Below are 16,954 nucleotides of genomic sequence, written 5' to 3' on the forward strand. Positions count from 1 at the left end.
AATAAACGCTAAATTTACCCAATAAAATAAGAGACAATAATGAATAAAGGACGTTTAGAAGCTTTTAGCGATGGGGTGCTGGCCATCATTATTACCATTATGGTATTAGAAATCAAAGTGCCACATGGAGATAACTTTACCGACTTGAAACCCCTCATTCCTGTAGCACTGAGCTACCTGCTAAGCTTTATTTATATAGCCATATATTGGAACAACCATCACCACATGATGCATACCGTTAAAATGGTTTCTGGAAAAATACTCTGGGCCAACTTCCATTTATTATTTTGGCTATCGCTTATTCCGTTTTCCACTGGCTGGGTTGGAGAAAACAATTTTACAAAAGCACCTTTGGCCCTTTATGGGGTAGTTTTACTCATGGCGGCCATTGCCTATGGCATGTTACAAAATACCATTATAAAAAATCATGGAACAGATTCCTTACTATCTAAAGCCATTGGTAAAGATATAAAAGGTAAAATCTCCCCAGTCTTATACGCTCTGGCCATTGCCTCTTGTTGGATTAGCGTTTGGATAGCCGGCATCCTATATGTTTTAGTTGCTTTAATGTGGCTCATACCAGACCAAAGAATTGAAATTATTTTCAATCATCAAAATCAGGATTAAAAGCTCTACGTAGACCGTAAGCTTATATAAAGAAATCTTTAAGGTTTTAATAGCCACTGCATCGTTTATATATCTCCACTTTTTTGTTCCACAAGACCTAAAAAGAAATACCACAGGTCTTTATGAATATGCTAAGCTTGAAATACTAGACAAAACCCTAAATTCAGCACTCAACAAAAGCAGAATTAGGACTTTAGATATAATAATTTTCATTAATTTTAAGAAGTATTTGGAGAAACAAAACCCAAATAACGAAATACTTTAATTCAACCATTTATTCGACTCTTAAAAAATGAAAGCTAAAAAAAACAGTACCTCGAGGAGGTCGTTTATTAAGCAGGGAGCTATAGCTTCTTCCTTTTTTGTGGTACCTAGGCACGTTCTAGGTGGAGTGGGTTTCACTGCTCCAAGTGATCAATTAAATCTAGCAGCGATAGGTGCAGGTGGTAAAGGTGCCAGCGACATCAGAAATGCCTCTGTAAAGGGTAGAGAAAGAGTAGTTGCTCTTTGCGATGTAGATTTTTCAGGTTCTGCTTCTGCCTCAGTAAAGGCTTTTCCTAAAGCTAAACTCTATGCAGATTATAGAGAAATGCTAGACAAGGAAAAGGATATCGATGCCGTTACAATCTCTACGCCAGACCACGTTCACGGCCCTGCTGCTAAGTATGCCATGGATAGAAACAAACACGTATATGTGCAAAAGCCTATGACGCATAATATTCGTGAAGCTAGAATCTTAACGGAATTAGCCAGAAGCAACAAAATTGTTACCCAAATGGGTAACCAAGGAGGTTCAAATGAGCTTTTAGGAATGGTGCAGAAATGGGTAGACTCTGGTGTAATGGGCAAAATCTCTAAAGTGCAAATCTGGACGAACAGACCAGTATGGCCACAAGGAAATGCCATGCCACAACCAGATGCCAGCCTAAAACCAAATGACCTTAACTGGGATCTATGGCTAGGACCTAATGAACTAAAACCATATACTCCTAACATGCATCCGTTTAACTGGAGAGGCTGGTGGGATTATGGTACAGGAGCTTTAGGAGACGTAGGATGTCACTTAATAGATATTCCTTTTAGAACATTGGGCTTAAAATATCCTACCGCAGCAGAATGCTCTGTGGCTTCTATCTATTCTAAAATGTGGAATGCCGATTATAACCCAGAAGGCTGCCCTCCTTCTTCTTTTATTACTTTAAATTTTGGTGCTACCGCAAAAAGCAAGTCGCCCATAGAAATGACATGGAGCGATGGCGGTATCAGACCTTCTCACCCAGATATCATTCCTGCAAATGACGATATAGGAGGAAAAGACAGCCAGAATGGTGTTTTAATCGTTGGTGAGAAAGGAATTATATCAACCAATATTAATGATAGTTCTCCTTTAATGCCAAAACTTTACCTTAATGATGGTACCAAAGATTTTGGTCCGGATGTAGAGAAAAGTGATGAGCCAGAATATGGCCACCAAAGAAAATGGGTCGATGCATGTAAAGCTGGTTTTAAAAGTCCAGAACATATGGCACTTACTTCTTCTTTTGATTATGCAGGCCCAATGACAGAAACTGTTTTAATGGGCAATCTAGCCATTAGAAGTTATATGCTCAGAAAAGAAGATAGCAAAGGCAAAATGGAATTCTTTGCAAGAAAGAAACTCCTATGGGATGGTGAAAATATGCGTATCACCAACCTAGAAGCTGCAAATCAATTTGTAGGTAGAACTTACAGAAAAGGCTGGGAAGTTTAATTTCTATTACATATTACAGCTCGGTTCCAATAAAACTGAGCTGTAATTTTTTAATTTTACGCTCAAAATAAGATAAACTATAACTCACTAAATACTTATGAAAATAACTACGCTTGGTTTAGCTCTAGCTTTACCTGTTGCCCTTTATTCATGTACAAGCACCAGTACTGAAACAACCGAAACTACGGAAGAAGTAGCCAGCTCTGACGATGGTTTTGTTTCGCTTTTCAATGGAGAAAACTTAGATAACTGGATAGGAAACAAAGCTGTTTATACTGTTAAAGATGGCGTAATCACCGTAAACCCAGAAGAAAAGGGAGCCGAAGGAAGCGGTGGAAATTTATTGTCAGAAAAAGAATACAGTGATTTCATTTTCAAATTCGAATTTCAATTAACTCCAGGTGCTAATAACGGTCTTGGTATCCATGCTCCTTTAGAAGGCGATGCCGCTTATGAGGGCATTGAATTGCAAATCTTAGATAACACGGCAGATAAATACGCAGACCTGCACGATTACCAATACCATGGATCTGTTTACGGCGTAATACCTGCAAAAAAGGGATTTCTGAAACCCTTAGGCGAATGGAATGAAGAGGTAGTAACAGTACAAGGTTCTAAAATAAAGGTAGTTTTAAACGGAACCACTATTTTAGATGGCGACTATCTAGAAGCTAGCAAAGAAGGAACTTTAGACGGAAAAGAGCATCCTGGCTTGGCAAGAACTAGCGGACATGTCGGATTCCTTGGTCATGGTGAAGTGCTTTCTTTTAGAAACATTCATATCAAAGATCTAAGTCTATAAATCTAACCTAAGTTTTAAAGTTTAGATCAACAATCTTTATAAAGCAGTGGCTTTTGCCACTGCTTTTTTTATGCCTTATCCAAAATACACCCATATAGATTAGTAAAAGGTATTTCAGAAACACATATTTTCGTTATTAACAAAGCATAATTCATACGCCACAAAACACAGTTCGGCATTAATCTAAAAAATAACATCATTTAATTGGTGTTTTTCTAGTGTATTTAGATACTTTTAAAAGCATTTGTCAGTTTTTATAAAATTACGCTTCCTAATAATTGAAAAAATACCTACTTCACGTTTTCGTGTTAGTCTTTACTAGCATGCTTACTTTTGCACAAGCTCCAACGCTTAGTTGGCAAAAGAGTATTGGTGGCTCTAGTGACGACCTTAATTTAATTTCTGTCCAAAACTTTCAAGGAGATATTTTCATTGCAGGCAGCACAAAATCTAATGCGACTGGAGATATTCCTGCCAATAAAGGAGCCTCTGATATTTATGTTGCAAAACTTACCTCAACCGGTGTTCAATCTTGGTCAAAAAACTTTGGCGGAACTTTAGATGACATGCCCGCATCAATTGCACCTACTTCCGATGGTGGTATAATTATCTTATGCTATGTAGCTTCCGCTGATAATGATTTTAATCAAGCAGGAGTTTGGCTCTTAAAACTTAATAACGACGGAAGTCAAGGCTTCAAAACTTTCTACGGAGGTAACCCACAAGTAAAAGGAAAAGTAATTCAAACCTCGGATGGCGGGTTCATTTTTCACGCTACTAAAACCATGACTTCTAAAGCTTTAGAACTATGGGTGGTCAAGACAAACGCTGTTGGAGCTATTTCTTGGCAAAATACCTATGGCGGAACAGCTGATGAATATTCGGCTGATATATTGGAGTATAGCGGTAACTATTATGTTTTAGGGGAGAGTAACTCCACTACCATAAACGGTGTGAGTCATACTTCTCTTGGATTTGATATCGTGTTTTTTAAAATAAATACCTCTGGACTGCCACAATGGACCAAGTTTTACTCAAACACCGGAGATGATATAGCAGAAAGGGTGGTAATGAACGAAACCAATGAGTTCTTAATATTAGGCTCAAGTACAAATGCACCAGGAAACGCTGGAGGAGTTGACTTTTGGATTAAAAACGTAGACACCACAGGCTCAAACATTACAAGCTTCTCGGTGGGAGGTGCTAAAAACGACTTTGCGAAAGACATGTACTTCAATGAGTCTAGCTTTCAACCAATAGTAGTAGGTGAGACCTTCTCTGACTGGCTTCCAGGCTCAGAACCCGATACTTCAAATATCTTAGTTACCGAAATAATTCCTTTTGGAGGGACACAATGGATAAACGTTTTAGGGGGAAGTGGTTTTGAATCCCCTACAAGTATCACAGGTACTGCAGATGGTGGTTTTCTAATCTCTGGTCACTCCTACTCTTCTAATGGCAATTTAACTGGCAATAAAGGGGGAGCAGACTTTTGGTTAGTGAAATTAGCTTATCCATGTCCTGATGAATTAAACATAAATGCCGCCGATTTCTCCAAAAGCCTAAGCAGAACAGCGGAAAGCTCCATAAATACCAACTCTAAGTTTACGGGTTCGCTGTCCAAAGTGAAGCTTACATCCAAGTATATTCAGATGAATCCTGGATTTAAAGTGGAAGCCGGTACCGTATTTGAAACCACAATTGGGGGATGCCCAAACTAGTAAATCAGATCTAATCCTAATTCGTCTTTAAAGTCTTTCAATGCCGGGTTTTTCTCTAGCATCGCCTTAAATTTTTCCTGCTCGGTTCTAGGTTTACCTTCATTTTTGACGGCAACCAGTTTTGAAGTTAACTGTAATGATGTGTTTTGTAGGTTTTTCCTAATGTGGTCAAGAATGTCTTGCTTTTGTTCGTCAAACAAATCCATTAAGGTTTGATTAACCAACTTTAGCGTAATAAGTCCATCCTCCAAATCAAACTCACTTTTCAGAATCATGTGCTGACTCTGCTTTTCCATTATTTTACAGCAATCTAGCAGTGCTCCTTTGACGCTTTCCACAGTAAAAGGCTTATTTTCTATGACCTTTTGAACCTCCTCTTGCTTATTAACCTCCACAGGAGTACCCTTTTGAAGAATCTCTTCCTCTAAATCCACCGTGGAGCGTAACTTTGAAGATTTAAATTTCGGTCTTACACCAGCCGGCTTTGGCATCTCTGCCTTTATTTCTGGCCTAGGAAGAACAGCAGTCTCCTTTTTTTCCGCTGGAGCAATAGAAGAACTTACACTAGTTGAGTTTTTTTTTTCAGCCTCCCCATTTGGAAGCGTGCTTAAGTTAAGTACCTGAGAGATACTGGCCATTTTCATGAGCCCTATCTCTACATGAAGTCTTTGGTTTTTGGCAGATTTATAAGACAAATCTACCTGACTACCTATACTCAAAGCCGACATCAAGAAACCTTGACTGAGCTTTTTAGTTTGGTCCAGATATTTCTGTTTTACAGAAGTAGACACTTCCATCAAGTCGATGGTTCTGGCGTCTTTCCCTACCAATAGATTTCTAAAATGCCCATTTAAACCCGTCACAAACTGATGTCCGTCAAAGCCCTTTTCTAAGATTTCATTTAAAACCAACAAACTCTCTGAAAGGTCTCCTGTAAAAAGAGCATCGGTTATTTTGAAATAATAGTCATAATCTAAAACGTGAAGATTTTCTAAAACCTCCGCATAAGTCAGTTTTCTATCTGTAGAGAAGGTTACGTTCAAATCAAACATGGACAAGGCATCCCTCAATCCACCATCTGCCTTTTGAGCGATAAGCTCCAAAGCTTCTGGTTCTGACTCAATACCTTCTTTGGAAGAAATTTCAGCCAAATGATTTGCCATGTCTTTTATCTGAATTCTATTGAAATCAAATATTTGGCAACGGCTTAATATCGTTGGGAGAATCTTGTGTTTCTCCGTAGTCGCTAAAATGAATATGGCGTAAGATGGTGGCTCTTCTAAAGTCTTCAAGAAAGCATTAAATGCCGCTGAAGACAGCATGTGAACCTCATCTATAATATAGACTTTGAACTTTCCATCTTGCGGCGGAAAACGAACTTGGTCTATAAGATTTCTGATGTCCTCCACCGAGTTATTACTGGCAGCATCTAGCTCGTGGATATTGAAAGATGCGTTTTGAGCAAAGTTTTTACAGCTTGTACATTGGTTACAAGGTTCTGTATCTGCTCCTACATTCTGACAGTTAATCGTTTTGGCCAAAATTCTGGCACAGGTCGTTTTTCCTACCCCTCTTGGACCGCAAAAAAGAAACGCTTGAGCTAAGTGCTCCGTCTTAATTGCATTCTTCAAAGTGGTGGTAATGTGACTTTGACCCACTACGGAATCAAAAGTTACCGGTCTATATTTTCGAGCTGATACTACGAACTGTTCCATCGGTGGCAAATATAAAAAAGAATGTTCCTAATAGTGGAAGAGCGTGGAAAACTTTGATGTACAATTGAGGTGGATTAAGTTTTTGAGAAGAAAGTACGGAAGTATAAATTGAAGTTAAAAAAAGCCATACATGTCCGCAGAATTCGCCATGCAAAATACTCTTATCGAGTTTTGATTGTAGTTTATGTTTTTCTCAAATTCTTTGAAAATATCAGAACAGGTCACGAAATTACATCACATTAAACTCAAGCCTATTAATGCTAAGTCAAAAAGAAATGGAGTCACTTGACCGTGACGGATTTTTAAATCTGGGTCAATTATTAAACAGCCAAGAAGTAAAAGAAGTCAATGATAAAATTGATGACCTGCTAGCCAAAGAAGGAAAAAAGGCCGGCTCTGAACTATTTGATTCTAAATATATTCGGCATCCTACAGAGGATGGTGTTGATCGACTGGCTGATTTGGTAAACAAAGGAAAGGTATTTGACCAGTTTTATATGCATCCAAAAGTTTTGGCCACGGTTGAAAAAGTTATTGGCAAAGATTATAAGCTTTCATCACTAAATTACAGGGCCGCCAAACCTGGCAAAGGTCTACAAAAGCTTCATGTGGATTGGGGTAACACAGTAGCCAATGGTGAGTATAAGGTCTGTAATACCATCTGGCTTTTAGATGATTTTGTATTCAACAACGGAGCCACCAGAATAGTACCTGGTACACATAAATTAAACGTATTGCCGAATGACGCCTTAGAAAATCCACTTCAAAAGCATTCTGATGAAATCCTGATATTGGCACCAGCTGGTTCTGTGGTGGTGTTTAATTCGCATGTATGGCATGGCGGCACCACAAACCTTACCCAAAAAGACCGCCGAAGTATCCATAGTTATTTCTGTGCTAGAGACCTCCCACAGCAGGTAGATCAGCAGAGGTATATTACTCGAGAGACCAAAGACAGAATTGGCGAGAAAGGAGCTTTTGTTTTGGATGTCTAAACGATGCAAATTTTATAATAAAAAGGAGAACACGAAAACGCTCTCCTTTTGAAGAAGTCATTGAAAATGACCTTACAAATGCTAACTAAAAATATATTTAGGAACGTGATATAAATAATATTTAAGACAAAATCACCAAATCTGATGCACGCTCTTTTTAATATACTTCTCGTAAATTCTATTCACGGCCTCTTTCTGTGCAGCACTTAAAGCTGGAGTTTCTGATGCACCTAAATTAGATTTAACCTGTTCTACCCTACTCGCACCAGGAATAATGCAGCTTACCGCATCAAAACCCAAAATCCATTTTAAGGCCACTTGGGCCAAATTAGTTTGATTTGGAAAAACGGCTTTCAATTCTTCCACAGCTTTTAAACCTAAATTATAATCAATTCCGGCAAAAGTTTCTCCTTTGTCAAAATGCTCGCCGTTTCTGTTAAACTGTCTATGGTCGCCTTCTCCAAAACTAGAGTCCTTAGAAAACTTCCCTGTCAATAGTCCACTGGCTAAAGGCACTCTTACTATAACGCCTATGTCTTTCTTTTTCGCTTGCTCGAAGAATAACTCAGCAGGGCGTTGTCTAAACATATTAAAGATAATTTGAACCGTAGTTACATTTTCAAACTCTATTCCTTTCAAAGCCTCTTCAATCTTTTCTACACTTATGCCTAAGTTTTGAATCTTACCTTCGTCTTTTAATCTATCAAAAAGCTCAAAAACTTCTGGTCTATAAAAAACTTCGGTTGGAGGACAATGCAATTGAATCAAATCCAAGGTTTCTAAACCCATTCTGCTCAAACTATCCTCCACAAACTTCCTTAGAGCTGCTGGTTTATAAGCTTCATTATTATGCGGATTTAACTGCCTTCCACATTTGCTGGCTACATAAATTTTCTCAGACCTACTTTTGACAAATTTGCCAACCGCCCATTCACTTTCACCTACTTCATTTCCATACACATCTGCCGTATCTATGAAATTCACTCCGCCATCCACAGCTTCATTTAAAATCTTATCTGCTGAGGTCCAATCAAATGGCTCTCCCCATTTCCCGCCTACCTGCCAGGTGCCAAGGCTAATTTCTGATACTTCAATATTGGTCTTTCCTAGTGTTCTGTACTTCACGTCAAAAGGGTTTTGTTAGTTGAAAATCAAAAATCAATTCTTTTTACTTATATTAAAAGAACTTTAAAACTTCATTTTACAAGACTAACAAGAAATCAATGAAAGACGTATTTATTTTAGGTAGCAGCCGTACCGTCATAGGAAGTTACGGTGGTGCTCTCAGTGCAGTATCGGCCATAGAGTTTGGCCAAAAGAGTGTAGCATCTACTTTAGAGAAGTCGGGAGTGTCACCCGAAGATATTGAAACCATAGTTTTTGGAAATGTCATTTCCGCCAATTTAGGTCAAGCACCTGCGAGGCAAGTATCAAAAGCCGCAGGATTACCAGACGCCGTATGTGCCACCACTGTAAATAAAGTTTGTGCCTCCGGCATGAAAGCCATCAGCATATTAGCAAACGAAATAAAAGTTGGTGAAGTCAGTATAGGCATTGCTGGCGGAATGGAAAGTATGTCGAACATCCCTCATTATGTACCCAACGCACGATTTGGTTTAGGTTTTGGAGACAAAATTTTGGTTGATGCTCTCAGTAAAGATGGTTTAACAGACGTGTACAATAGTTGCCTTATGGGACTTTGTGGTGATAAAACCGCCGAGAAATATGAAATAACAAGAGAAGAGCAGGACGACTACTCCGAACAATCCTATAGAAGATGTGCTGCCGCATGGGAGAAAGGCGTTTTTGATGAAGAAGCCATTGCAATGGAAATCCCAACCAGAAAAGGAGAACCTCAATTTTTAACTCAGGATGAAGCTTTTTCTAAGGCCAACTTTGAGAAAATGCGAACTTTAAGACCTGCATTTTCAAAAGACGGAACCGTAACAGCAGCGAGTTCCAGTCCAATGAGTGATGGGGCCAGTAGTATGGTTTTGACCGACGCCGAAACGCTAAAAAGTAAAGGACTAAAAGCTCAAGCCAAAATAGTAGCCTATGCAGAAGCCGAGCAAGACCCAATGTTTTTCACTACTGCTCCCGTTCTAGCTGCAAAAAAAGTATTAGAAAAATCTGGATTAGACATTTCTGACATAGATTTCTTTGAAGTAAACGAAGCCTTTGCGGTAGTGCCATTAGCCTTTATGAAGGTATTAGAAATAAGTCCAGTGAAAGTAAATATCCATGGCGGGGCTCTGGCAGTAGGTCATCCTTTAGGAAATTCAGGAAGTAGAATAGTCGTTACACTTCTCAATGTTTTGAAACAGAAAAAAGCAAAATATGGTATGGCAGCTATTTGTAATGGTGGTGGTGGAGCCAGTGCCATCATTGTAGAGAACTTGGACTTATAAATTGAGAATCAATCAGGCTTTCTTTTTTCCTGATTGATTAAATTTATCTTGATACATTTCTATCCACTGATTCACCGTCATTTTAGAAGCCAGCTGCCCTATCAGTTCAAAAGGGATTTCATCTGGTTTCTTAAAACGGATGCACGACTTACCCATATCCAGTTTTCTTGAGTTGTATTTTGGGTACGCTTTCACAAACCAATCCATTAGCTCTGGGTCTGCATATATTCCCATGTGATACACCGCCACGAAATTCTTTTGCGAAGCAATATTCATAAAAGGTAACGGTAATTTTGTATCACAGTGATAACCCGACGGAAATATAGCATGTGGCACCACATAACCAATCATGCCATAATTCATACATTCTTGAAAACCTTCTGGAATGTTTTCAAGAATTACATTTCTCAGCTTCGTCATAGCGGAGATGCGTTCCTCAGGAACTTTTGAGATATAATCGTCAGGGCTTTTAGCGTCTATTGTCATTAGGCTTTTATAAGATTGATTTCCGAAAATACGAAAATCAATCTTTAATTTTTTCTACAAACTTCACTGCAAGTAATCTTAATCCAATACGCCTTCTTCCAAAGAGTTTCTAAAGACATATTCTTTCGCTGCCCTACCGCCTGCCTGTCGGCAGACAGGGGCATGCCTGACCTTTTTGTTTAGGCAAAAACTAATCGCGGCGGCGAACCGTTCAAACCACCTGTCAAAATAAACTTGCACAGTCAGAATTTTGCTAACAATTGAAATTGTTAACGAGTATTACTCCTATAATTCTGACCGTGCTTCAGACAGTATTTTGACAAATCGGAATTTATTCCATTACTCTTCTGCATAGAAAGAAATAGTTAAATACCTTATATCGCTCTGTACTGTCTGAGCACAAGCAAAATTCTAACATCATAATCTAAAGTACATCGACCAGCATTAAGAATTTTGAATGTGCGAGTTTACAGAGTGTAGCTTTTTTTTGGAGGAACGCCTCCCCGGTTCGTTTTTTACGAACGGTGCGACGCCTCGCAAAAATGAAGTTCCCACTGGAAAGTGAGCCAAGAAGCAGAAACTCTTTCTTAACAATATTCTTTCCCAATGTGAAAATTTCAATCTCTAAAAAAACCTCCAATTACATCTCATCCGCACTTGGGCCATATGGTCCAGGGATTGAAATATCTAATAGTCTCAAGAATACACCCAACTGAGCTCTATGATGTGCATTTTGACCGAATGCATGTCGTACTGCCTCCCACTTTTCCATTTCTAAATAGGTGACATCTCCAGCACATAACTTCCATTTGTCTAAAAGAATCTCATCTTTCGACTGCTCTAAAGCGGCACTTGCCTTTGCTACAGATTTCTCAAAAAATGCTAGCAATTCGTCGTTAGTTTTAAAAACAGTGGGCTGCCAAGCTTCTTCTTCAGCAAAATCCCATTTATCAGACAATAGTCCTTTCTCTATCATATCTGGAATTTCGGCTAGGTGACAGGCCAAAACGCCTAATTTCATACTCTTTGGGTGAGGCTGCCAGTCGTACTTCTCTACCGGTACTTTTTCCAACATCCTTCTTGTCTCCTTTGCCTCATCGGCCAATTCTCTTTTAAATGCTTCAATAAATGTTATCATGTTTTTTTTTAATTTAAATTGCTTTGAAACAAAACTATGAGTCGCCAGTGACAACCTTCTGTCAGTAGCGTGCCCGAGCTTTTACAATCAATATTCCTTTATCTGAAGAGATTGATAGAATTTGGGCGGAAAATGTGCTTTTCTGATTAAATTGCGTTTTAAAGGAAATCTTTACTCTACCAAATTGGTAGAGTATTAAAAACAGCCCTATATTTGCCCGAAATTGGTTCGCTAATTTATGCCAACAGACCAACTCATTTTCTTAACCTTAAGTCTTTATATACTGGGCTTTGCAGGGCTATTAACCTTTAGGAATTCCTTTTCTAAAATCATAGCTTCTGCTTTTTCTATTATTATAAATCTTACTGGCTTAACCATTGCCCTCTTATTACTCAGTCGTTTTCAAGAAGTAGAATTCTTTGAGTTTTCTTGGGTAACCTTCGTCAATTCTTCCTTATCTGCCAGTCTTCTCATAAATAAATTGACCTTATTAATGTGGGCTTTAGTGCAGTTTATAGCACTTCTGGTTCAACTTTTCTCTGTCAAATACATGGCACAAGACAGTAGGTTTAACCTCTACTTTGCCTACTTAAATATGTTTGTCTTTTCTATGCTAGGCTTAGTCTGCAGCGGAAATCTCCTTTTTATATTCATCTTTTGGGAGTTGGTTGGCTTTAGTTCTTATCTCCTAATAGGATTCTGGTACAAAAAACAATCTGCAACTAACGCTTCTTTAAAAGCATTTATAATGAACCGCATTGGAGATGCAGGCTTTTTGATAGGTATTGGCCTCGTCTATTTTCAATTTGAAACTTTAGAGCTTTCTGCTCTGTCAACTATAATTTACGAACCAAACAGCATATTAACCTTAACAGGCCTTATGCTTTTTGGCGGCTGTGTCGGAAAATCAGCACAGTTCCCATTACAGGTTTGGCTTCCTGACGCCATGGAAGGGCCCACGCCCGTTTCGGCCTTAATTCATGCCGCCACCATGGTAGCCGCAGGTATATTTTTACTCGCAAGGGTTGATTTCATTTTCACGCCTACAGCAGGTCAGGCAATTGCCTTTACGGGTGCTTTAACTTCTATTTTGGCCGCATATTCTGCCGTATTCCAGTCGGACATCAAAAAAGTTTTAGCCTACTCCACTGTATCACAATTAGGACTCATGGTCATGGCTATGGGAGCCGGAGCCACCAATGCTGCACTCTTTCATTTATTTACCCACGCTTTCTTTAAAGCAGGTTTATTCTTAATAGCAGGAGCTGTGATACACCATTTCCATCACGAACAAAACATGTTCAAAATGGGTGGTCTTTTTTCTAAAAAAACACTTTTGGCTATTCTATTTATTATCTGTGGTGCTTCACTAGCCGGTTTGCCATTTTTCTCAGGATTCCTTTCCAAAGACGCCGTTTTACTTTCAACTTGGAATTGGGCAGAAAGCCAAAACTCAACATTGCTTTTCATCCCTATTTTGGGGATTTTAGCGTCTGTATTGACAGGGTATTATATGATGCGGGCCTTTGTTTTAGTATTCCTAAAAAGAGGAAACAGCCAAGAGCATCATACAGCCAGGAGCGGACTTAGCATTTTTGAGTGGTCTATACTTCCCTTGGCTCTTTTATCTTTTTGGTTTGCCTTTGGCAATAGTCCATTAAATTTTGAGGTGAACAGATTTACCAATCATTTCCCTATTCCTCATCAAAACAATCATTGGCTAGGTTACTTGGTTTTAGTCCTTGCTATTTTAGCAATAGCTCTATCTTATATTAAAACGAAAAAGGAAGCGGCTTTAGAAACACAAACACTTAATTTCTGGTCGAAACTAGGACTTAATCACTTTTACATGGATTGGTTTTATTTGAATAAAATCTCAAAACCTTTGGCAGGACAATTACACCAAATTGCCCATGAAGAAAGCCTCCACCCTGCAGGTACACTTCATAACATGAAAGGTTTTGCCAGAATGATTTATAAATTCGACCATCTTATCGTAGACGGAAGCATAAACCTTTTAACCAAAGCCTTCACAGGATTAGGAACGCTGGTCTATGCCATTGATGAAAAAGTAGTGGACGGAGGCGTAAAACTCATATATATTTGGGTGGAACGCATTGGCAATAGATTAAAAACAATACAAGGAGGAAAAATACAGAGCTATTTGATAGCCCTAATTCTATTTTTCTTGGCAATAATGATACTTTTGAATTTGCTCTAGCAGAATATGACAGCATTTCTATTATCCTTTTTAATATTTTTACCGCTATTGGCGGCAGTACTCATTCTATTTTTACCGAATAGACTGGAGGCCTCATCCAAACATATAACCATTGGTATCTCCTTGGTTAACTTGCTCATCTGTATATTTCTCTTTTACAGTTTTGATAAAACCATTACTGGCTATCAGTTTTTGGAAGAAGCGTCTTGGATAAACCTAGACCTCGGAAAACTTGGTGTAATTAACATCAATTACATCTTAGGTGTTGACGGCATCAGCTTACCTATGGTTTTATTAGCGGGTATTGTGTTTATGGCCGCTGCCATAGCATCTACCAGCATTACTAAAAGGCCAAAGGCATATTTTGCCTTCTTTTTACTTTTGACATCTTCGGTTTATGGTTGTTTTATCGCCTTAGACTTTTTCTTATTCTTCCTGTTCTTTGAGTTTATGCTCTTGCCTATGTACTTTTTGATAGGTATTTGGGGGGGAGAAAGAAGAGAGTACGCCGCCATGAAATTCATCATTTATACCTTGGTGGGTTCCGTTTTTGTTTTGATTGTCATGTTAGCCATGGGCTTGTCAGTGACTAATCCAGAGCTTTCTGCCGCACTTGGCAAGAATGCCTTTACTTTTGATTTCAGACTTTTATCAGACGCTTCTAATTATGTACCAGGTTCGGTTTTAGATGCTGCTAGCGGTACATATTGGTTTGGTTGGCCTGTTAAAAGCGTGTTATTTGTTCTTCTTCTAGTAGGTTTCGGTATAAAGCTTCCAATAGTTCCTTTTCATACATGGCTACCCGATGCTCACGTAGAAGCACCTACCGCCATTTCTGTGGTATTGGCAGGCATTCTTTTAAAAGTGGGCGGTTATGCATTCTTGAGAATAGGCATGGACTTTTTCCCGCAAGAAGCCATGGACATGGCTTCGGTCATTGCCATTTTGGGTGTACTTTCTATTATTTATGGAGCGTTTAACGCATTGGCTCAGGACGACCTCAAAAAGTTAATAGCCTATTCGTCTGTATCACACATGGGTTTTGTGTTTTTAGGTTTTGCGGCTTTTAACGAAGAAGGCATTAACGGAGGTATTTACCAGATGTTTAGTCATGGTATATTATCTTCTATGCTCTTTCTTATCGTGGGCGTTATTTATGACAGAACGCACAACAGACTTATTCAAAACTACCGAGGTTTAGCCAGCAAAATGCCTTTGTTTACAGGCGTAGTTATTTTGGCTTTCTTTGGCTCTTTAGGCTTACCAGGAATTTCAGGATTTATTGGCGAGTTCTTCTCCCTTTTAGGTGCTTTCAAAACTTCAGCACTTTCTAAGTGGATTCCAGCCTTAGCAGTGCTAGGAATAGTTTTATCGGCCGTTTATCTTTTATGGACCTTACAAAGAATGTTTTTTGGCGAATTTTGGGTCAATAGAAAAATGGAAGAAAAAATGACCGACTTAAATACCAAAGAAGTGGTGTTACTTTTCTCTTTGGGTTTTCTTGCCATACTATTTGGGATATACCCAAATCTGCTTTTATCTATCTCAACCGGTGCAGTAGATGCATTTTTAAACAAATAAATGTTAGAGCAGCTTTCACATATCCTTCATAGTACTTCGTTTATTTCTGCCGAGATAAGCTTGGTTTTGGGAATAGTAGCCATTATTATTTTAATAGCCTTTGGCAAAAAAAACAGCACTTTTAGAACAGCTGCTTGGGCACTTGGTCTTTTAACTTTTATCGCTGCTTTTTTTCTGGTAGCCACCACTCCCGAAGCATCACAAAGCATTTTCAATGACCTTTTCATTAGTGATAAAACGAGCCTTTTTGGCAAAGAGTTAACCTTACTCGCTTCTATAGCCATTATGCTTCATATCAAAGTCATGAAGCACGACCTTGACGGCGAATATTATGTTATACTACTCGCCATTGTCACTGGGCTTCTTTTTCTTTTGATGGCTAACAGTTTTATTAGCGTTTTTGTTTCGTTAGAAACCGTTTCTATCTGCTCTTATATCTTAGTGGCCATGAATGGCAAAACCTATAACCTAGAAGCCAGTATAAAATATTTAATTTTTGGAGCTGCTAGTACCGCCATCATGTTATTTGGGATTTCCTTTTTATATGCCGCTACAGGGTCCTTAATATTCAACTCTGATGCATATTTAACACACATCCCAAACAATGCTGACTGGGTAATATTAACGGCTTTTAGTATGACATTGGCAGGCCCTCTTTTTAAACTCTCCGCTGCTCCTTTTCATATCTGGGCACCTGATGTTTATGAAGCCACACCTACGCCATTGGTTTCATTCCTTGCCATTGCACCTAAAATTGCATCCGTCTTTTTAATTTATAAGTTATTAGGAGCTATTCCTGTAGACACCACATTGGTACTTGGTGTGATCATCTTGCTATCTATTCTGATAGGTAATTTCGCGGCCTTGTCGCAGAAAAATGCGAAAAGAATGATGGGTTATTCAGGAATAGCCCAAGCTGGTTTTATCTTAATTGGTTTACTAGCTTTTGAGAGTTCAGGTTTTCAGGCTTCCATTTTCTATTTGACGGTATACCTATTTATGTCCATCGGAGCATTCTTAATGTTGGATATGATTTCTGAAAAAACAAAGTCAGACCTTTTTGAAAAGATGGCAGGCTTAAGTCAGAAGTTCGTTTTCTTTGGCGTTGTGGGGCTTATATTTATGATAGCCTTGGTAGGTTTGCCGCCTACGGCAGGTTTTACCTCCAAGTTTTTGGTGTTTAGCTCGCTTTATGAGCAATACCATAGCTCTGGCAGAAGCATTCTAATGTGGGTCTTGGCTTTTGGTTTACTAAACACAGCCGTTTCCATTTATTACTATTTGAAGGTGCCTTATTTCATGTTTTTGAAAAAGCCAGCTGACACCCTAGAAAGTAAAAGTATTCCGCCGCTACAGCTTATTTACCTCAGCATACTGGCCTTTATAGTGCTTGGTCTTTTCTTTGCTCCGCAATGGGTGCAGGGGTGGTTTTAGGTGGATAAGAACTAAGAATTGGAAGACTGCGGAGTCAGTTACAGATACTCCGTTATGGGAAATACGCCTTAATATT

13 protein-coding genes are annotated in these 16,954 nt (G+C 38.8%); 9 read left to right on the top strand and 4 right to left on the bottom strand.

The genetic code is table 11. The features are described 5' to 3' along the window. The first annotated feature begins 39 nt into the window (after positions 1-39). The 4 genes from ACTBZY_RS09295 to ACTBZY_RS09310 all read left to right on the top strand — a co-directional run bounded on the left by ACTBZY_RS09295 (position 40) and on the right by ACTBZY_RS09310 (position 4,900). Positions 40-627 carry a TMEM175 family protein gene (locus ACTBZY_RS09295; protein ID WP_463046058.1) on the top strand — a complete coding sequence of 196 codons (588 nt, stop codon included), beginning with the start codon at positions 40-42 and terminating at the stop codon, positions 625-627. A gap of 292 nt (positions 628-919) precedes the next feature. Next, the gene (locus tag ACTBZY_RS09300) at positions 920-2,377 is read left to right on the top strand and encodes a Gfo/Idh/MocA family protein (RefSeq protein WP_463046059.1); all 1,458 of its coding nucleotides are present in this window, start codon (positions 920-922) and stop codon (positions 2,375-2,377) included. A 97-nt stretch (positions 2,378-2,474) separates the two neighbouring features. Further along, positions 2,475-3,179, top strand: a complete 705-nt coding sequence (locus ACTBZY_RS09305; protein WP_463046060.1) for a 3-keto-disaccharide hydrolase — start codon at positions 2,475-2,477, stop codon at positions 3,177-3,179. 278 nt (positions 3,180-3,457) lie between these two features. Further along, positions 3,458-4,900 (top strand): 3-coathanger stack domain-containing protein, encoded by a 1,443-nt coding sequence (locus ACTBZY_RS09310; protein ID WP_463046061.1) that lies wholly within the window; start codon positions 3,458-3,460, stop codon positions 4,898-4,900. Here the strand turns inward: ACTBZY_RS09310 and ACTBZY_RS09315 are convergent. Further along, on the bottom strand, positions 4,897-6,615 hold the full coding sequence (locus ACTBZY_RS09315) for a DNA polymerase III subunit gamma/tau (protein ID WP_463046062.1): 1,719 nt from the start codon (positions 6,613-6,615) through the stop codon (positions 4,897-4,899). The genes ACTBZY_RS09310 and ACTBZY_RS09315 overlap by 4 nt on opposite strands. A gap of 257 nt (positions 6,616-6,872) precedes the next feature. On the opposite strand from ACTBZY_RS09315, the gene ACTBZY_RS09320 reads away from it, so the two are divergent. Next, positions 6,873-7,610 carry a phytanoyl-CoA dioxygenase family protein gene (locus tag ACTBZY_RS09320; RefSeq protein WP_463046063.1) on the top strand — a complete coding sequence of 246 codons (738 nt, stop codon included), beginning with the start codon at positions 6,873-6,875 and terminating at the stop codon, positions 7,608-7,610. A 132-nt stretch (positions 7,611-7,742) separates the two neighbouring features. Here ACTBZY_RS09320 and ACTBZY_RS09325 read toward each other — a convergent pair whose 3' ends face one another. Further along, positions 7,743-8,735 carry an aldo/keto reductase gene (locus ACTBZY_RS09325; protein ID WP_463046064.1) on the bottom strand — a complete coding sequence of 331 codons (993 nt, stop codon included), beginning with the start codon at positions 8,733-8,735 and terminating at the stop codon, positions 7,743-7,745. 98 nt (positions 8,736-8,833) lie between these two features. On the opposite strand from ACTBZY_RS09325, the gene ACTBZY_RS09330 reads away from it, so the two are divergent. Then, entirely contained in the window at positions 8,834-10,018 is a 1,185-nt protein-coding gene (locus ACTBZY_RS09330) for a thiolase family protein (protein ID WP_463046065.1), read from the top strand. Positions 10,019-10,030: 12 nt separating this feature from the next. On the opposite strand, the gene ACTBZY_RS09335 is transcribed toward ACTBZY_RS09330, so the two are convergent. Together ACTBZY_RS09335 and ACTBZY_RS09340 are read right to left on the bottom strand one after the other, a co-directional pair. Then, the gene (locus ACTBZY_RS09335; protein ID WP_463046066.1) at positions 10,031-10,504 is read right to left on the bottom strand and encodes a DUF1801 domain-containing protein; all 474 of its coding nucleotides are present in this window, start codon (positions 10,502-10,504) and stop codon (positions 10,031-10,033) included. 640 nt (positions 10,505-11,144) lie between these two features. Further along, on the bottom strand, positions 11,145-11,642 hold the full coding sequence (locus ACTBZY_RS09340; RefSeq protein WP_463046067.1) for a DinB family protein: 498 nt from the start codon (positions 11,640-11,642) through the stop codon (positions 11,145-11,147). 238 nt (positions 11,643-11,880) lie between these two features. Between ACTBZY_RS09340 and ACTBZY_RS09345 the strand changes: the two genes are divergently transcribed. Genes ACTBZY_RS09345 through ACTBZY_RS09355 form a run of 3 tightly spaced genes read left to right on the top strand, consistent with a single transcriptional unit; the run spans position 11,881 to position 16,878 of the window. Next, a complete protein-coding gene (locus ACTBZY_RS09345) occupies positions 11,881-13,863 on the top strand; it encodes an NADH-quinone oxidoreductase subunit 5 family protein (protein WP_463046068.1) in 1,983 nt (660 codons plus the stop codon). A 6-nt stretch (positions 13,864-13,869) separates the two neighbouring features. Next, on the top strand, positions 13,870-15,444 hold the full coding sequence (locus tag ACTBZY_RS09350) for a complex I subunit 4 family protein (RefSeq protein ID WP_463046069.1): 1,575 nt from the start codon (positions 13,870-13,872) through the stop codon (positions 15,442-15,444). Then, a complete protein-coding gene (locus tag ACTBZY_RS09355) occupies positions 15,445-16,878 on the top strand; it encodes an NADH-quinone oxidoreductase subunit N (RefSeq protein WP_463046070.1) in 1,434 nt (477 codons plus the stop codon). It abuts the gene before it with no gap. Positions 16,879-16,954 lie beyond the last annotated feature (76 nt).

The organism is Arcticibacterium sp., assembly GCF_055134445.1.

What these genes read in the sequence shown, in the direction of transcription:
- ACTBZY_RS09295 (WP_463046058.1), top strand. Translation starts at nt 40, where the DNA reads ATGAATAAAGGACGTTTAGAAGCTTTTAGCGATGGGGTGCTGGCCATC.
- ACTBZY_RS09300 (WP_463046059.1), top strand. Translation starts at nt 920, where the DNA reads ATGAAAGCTAAAAAAAACAGTACCTCGAGGAGGTCGTTTATTAAGCAG.
- ACTBZY_RS09305 (WP_463046060.1), top strand. Translation starts at nt 2,475, where the DNA reads ATGAAAATAACTACGCTTGGTTTAGCTCTAGCTTTACCTGTTGCCCTT.
- ACTBZY_RS09315 (WP_463046062.1), bottom strand. Translation starts at nt 6,615, where the DNA reads ATGGAACAGTTCGTAGTATCAGCTCGAAAATATAGACCGGTAACTTTT.
- ACTBZY_RS09320 (WP_463046063.1), top strand. Translation starts at nt 6,873, where the DNA reads ATGCTAAGTCAAAAAGAAATGGAGTCACTTGACCGTGACGGATTTTTA.
- ACTBZY_RS09330 (WP_463046065.1), top strand. Translation starts at nt 8,834, where the DNA reads ATGAAAGACGTATTTATTTTAGGTAGCAGCCGTACCGTCATAGGAAGT.
- ACTBZY_RS09335 (WP_463046066.1), bottom strand. Translation starts at nt 10,504, where the DNA reads ATGACAATAGACGCTAAAAGCCCTGACGATTATATCTCAAAAGTTCCT.
- ACTBZY_RS09340 (WP_463046067.1), bottom strand. Translation starts at nt 11,642, where the DNA reads ATGATAACATTTATTGAAGCATTTAAAAGAGAATTGGCCGATGAGGCA.
- ACTBZY_RS09345 (WP_463046068.1), top strand. Translation starts at nt 11,881, where the DNA reads ATGCCAACAGACCAACTCATTTTCTTAACCTTAAGTCTTTATATACTG.
- ACTBZY_RS09350 (WP_463046069.1), top strand. Translation starts at nt 13,870, where the DNA reads ATGACAGCATTTCTATTATCCTTTTTAATATTTTTACCGCTATTGGCG.
- ACTBZY_RS09355 (WP_463046070.1), top strand. Translation starts at nt 15,445, where the DNA reads ATGTTAGAGCAGCTTTCACATATCCTTCATAGTACTTCGTTTATTTCT.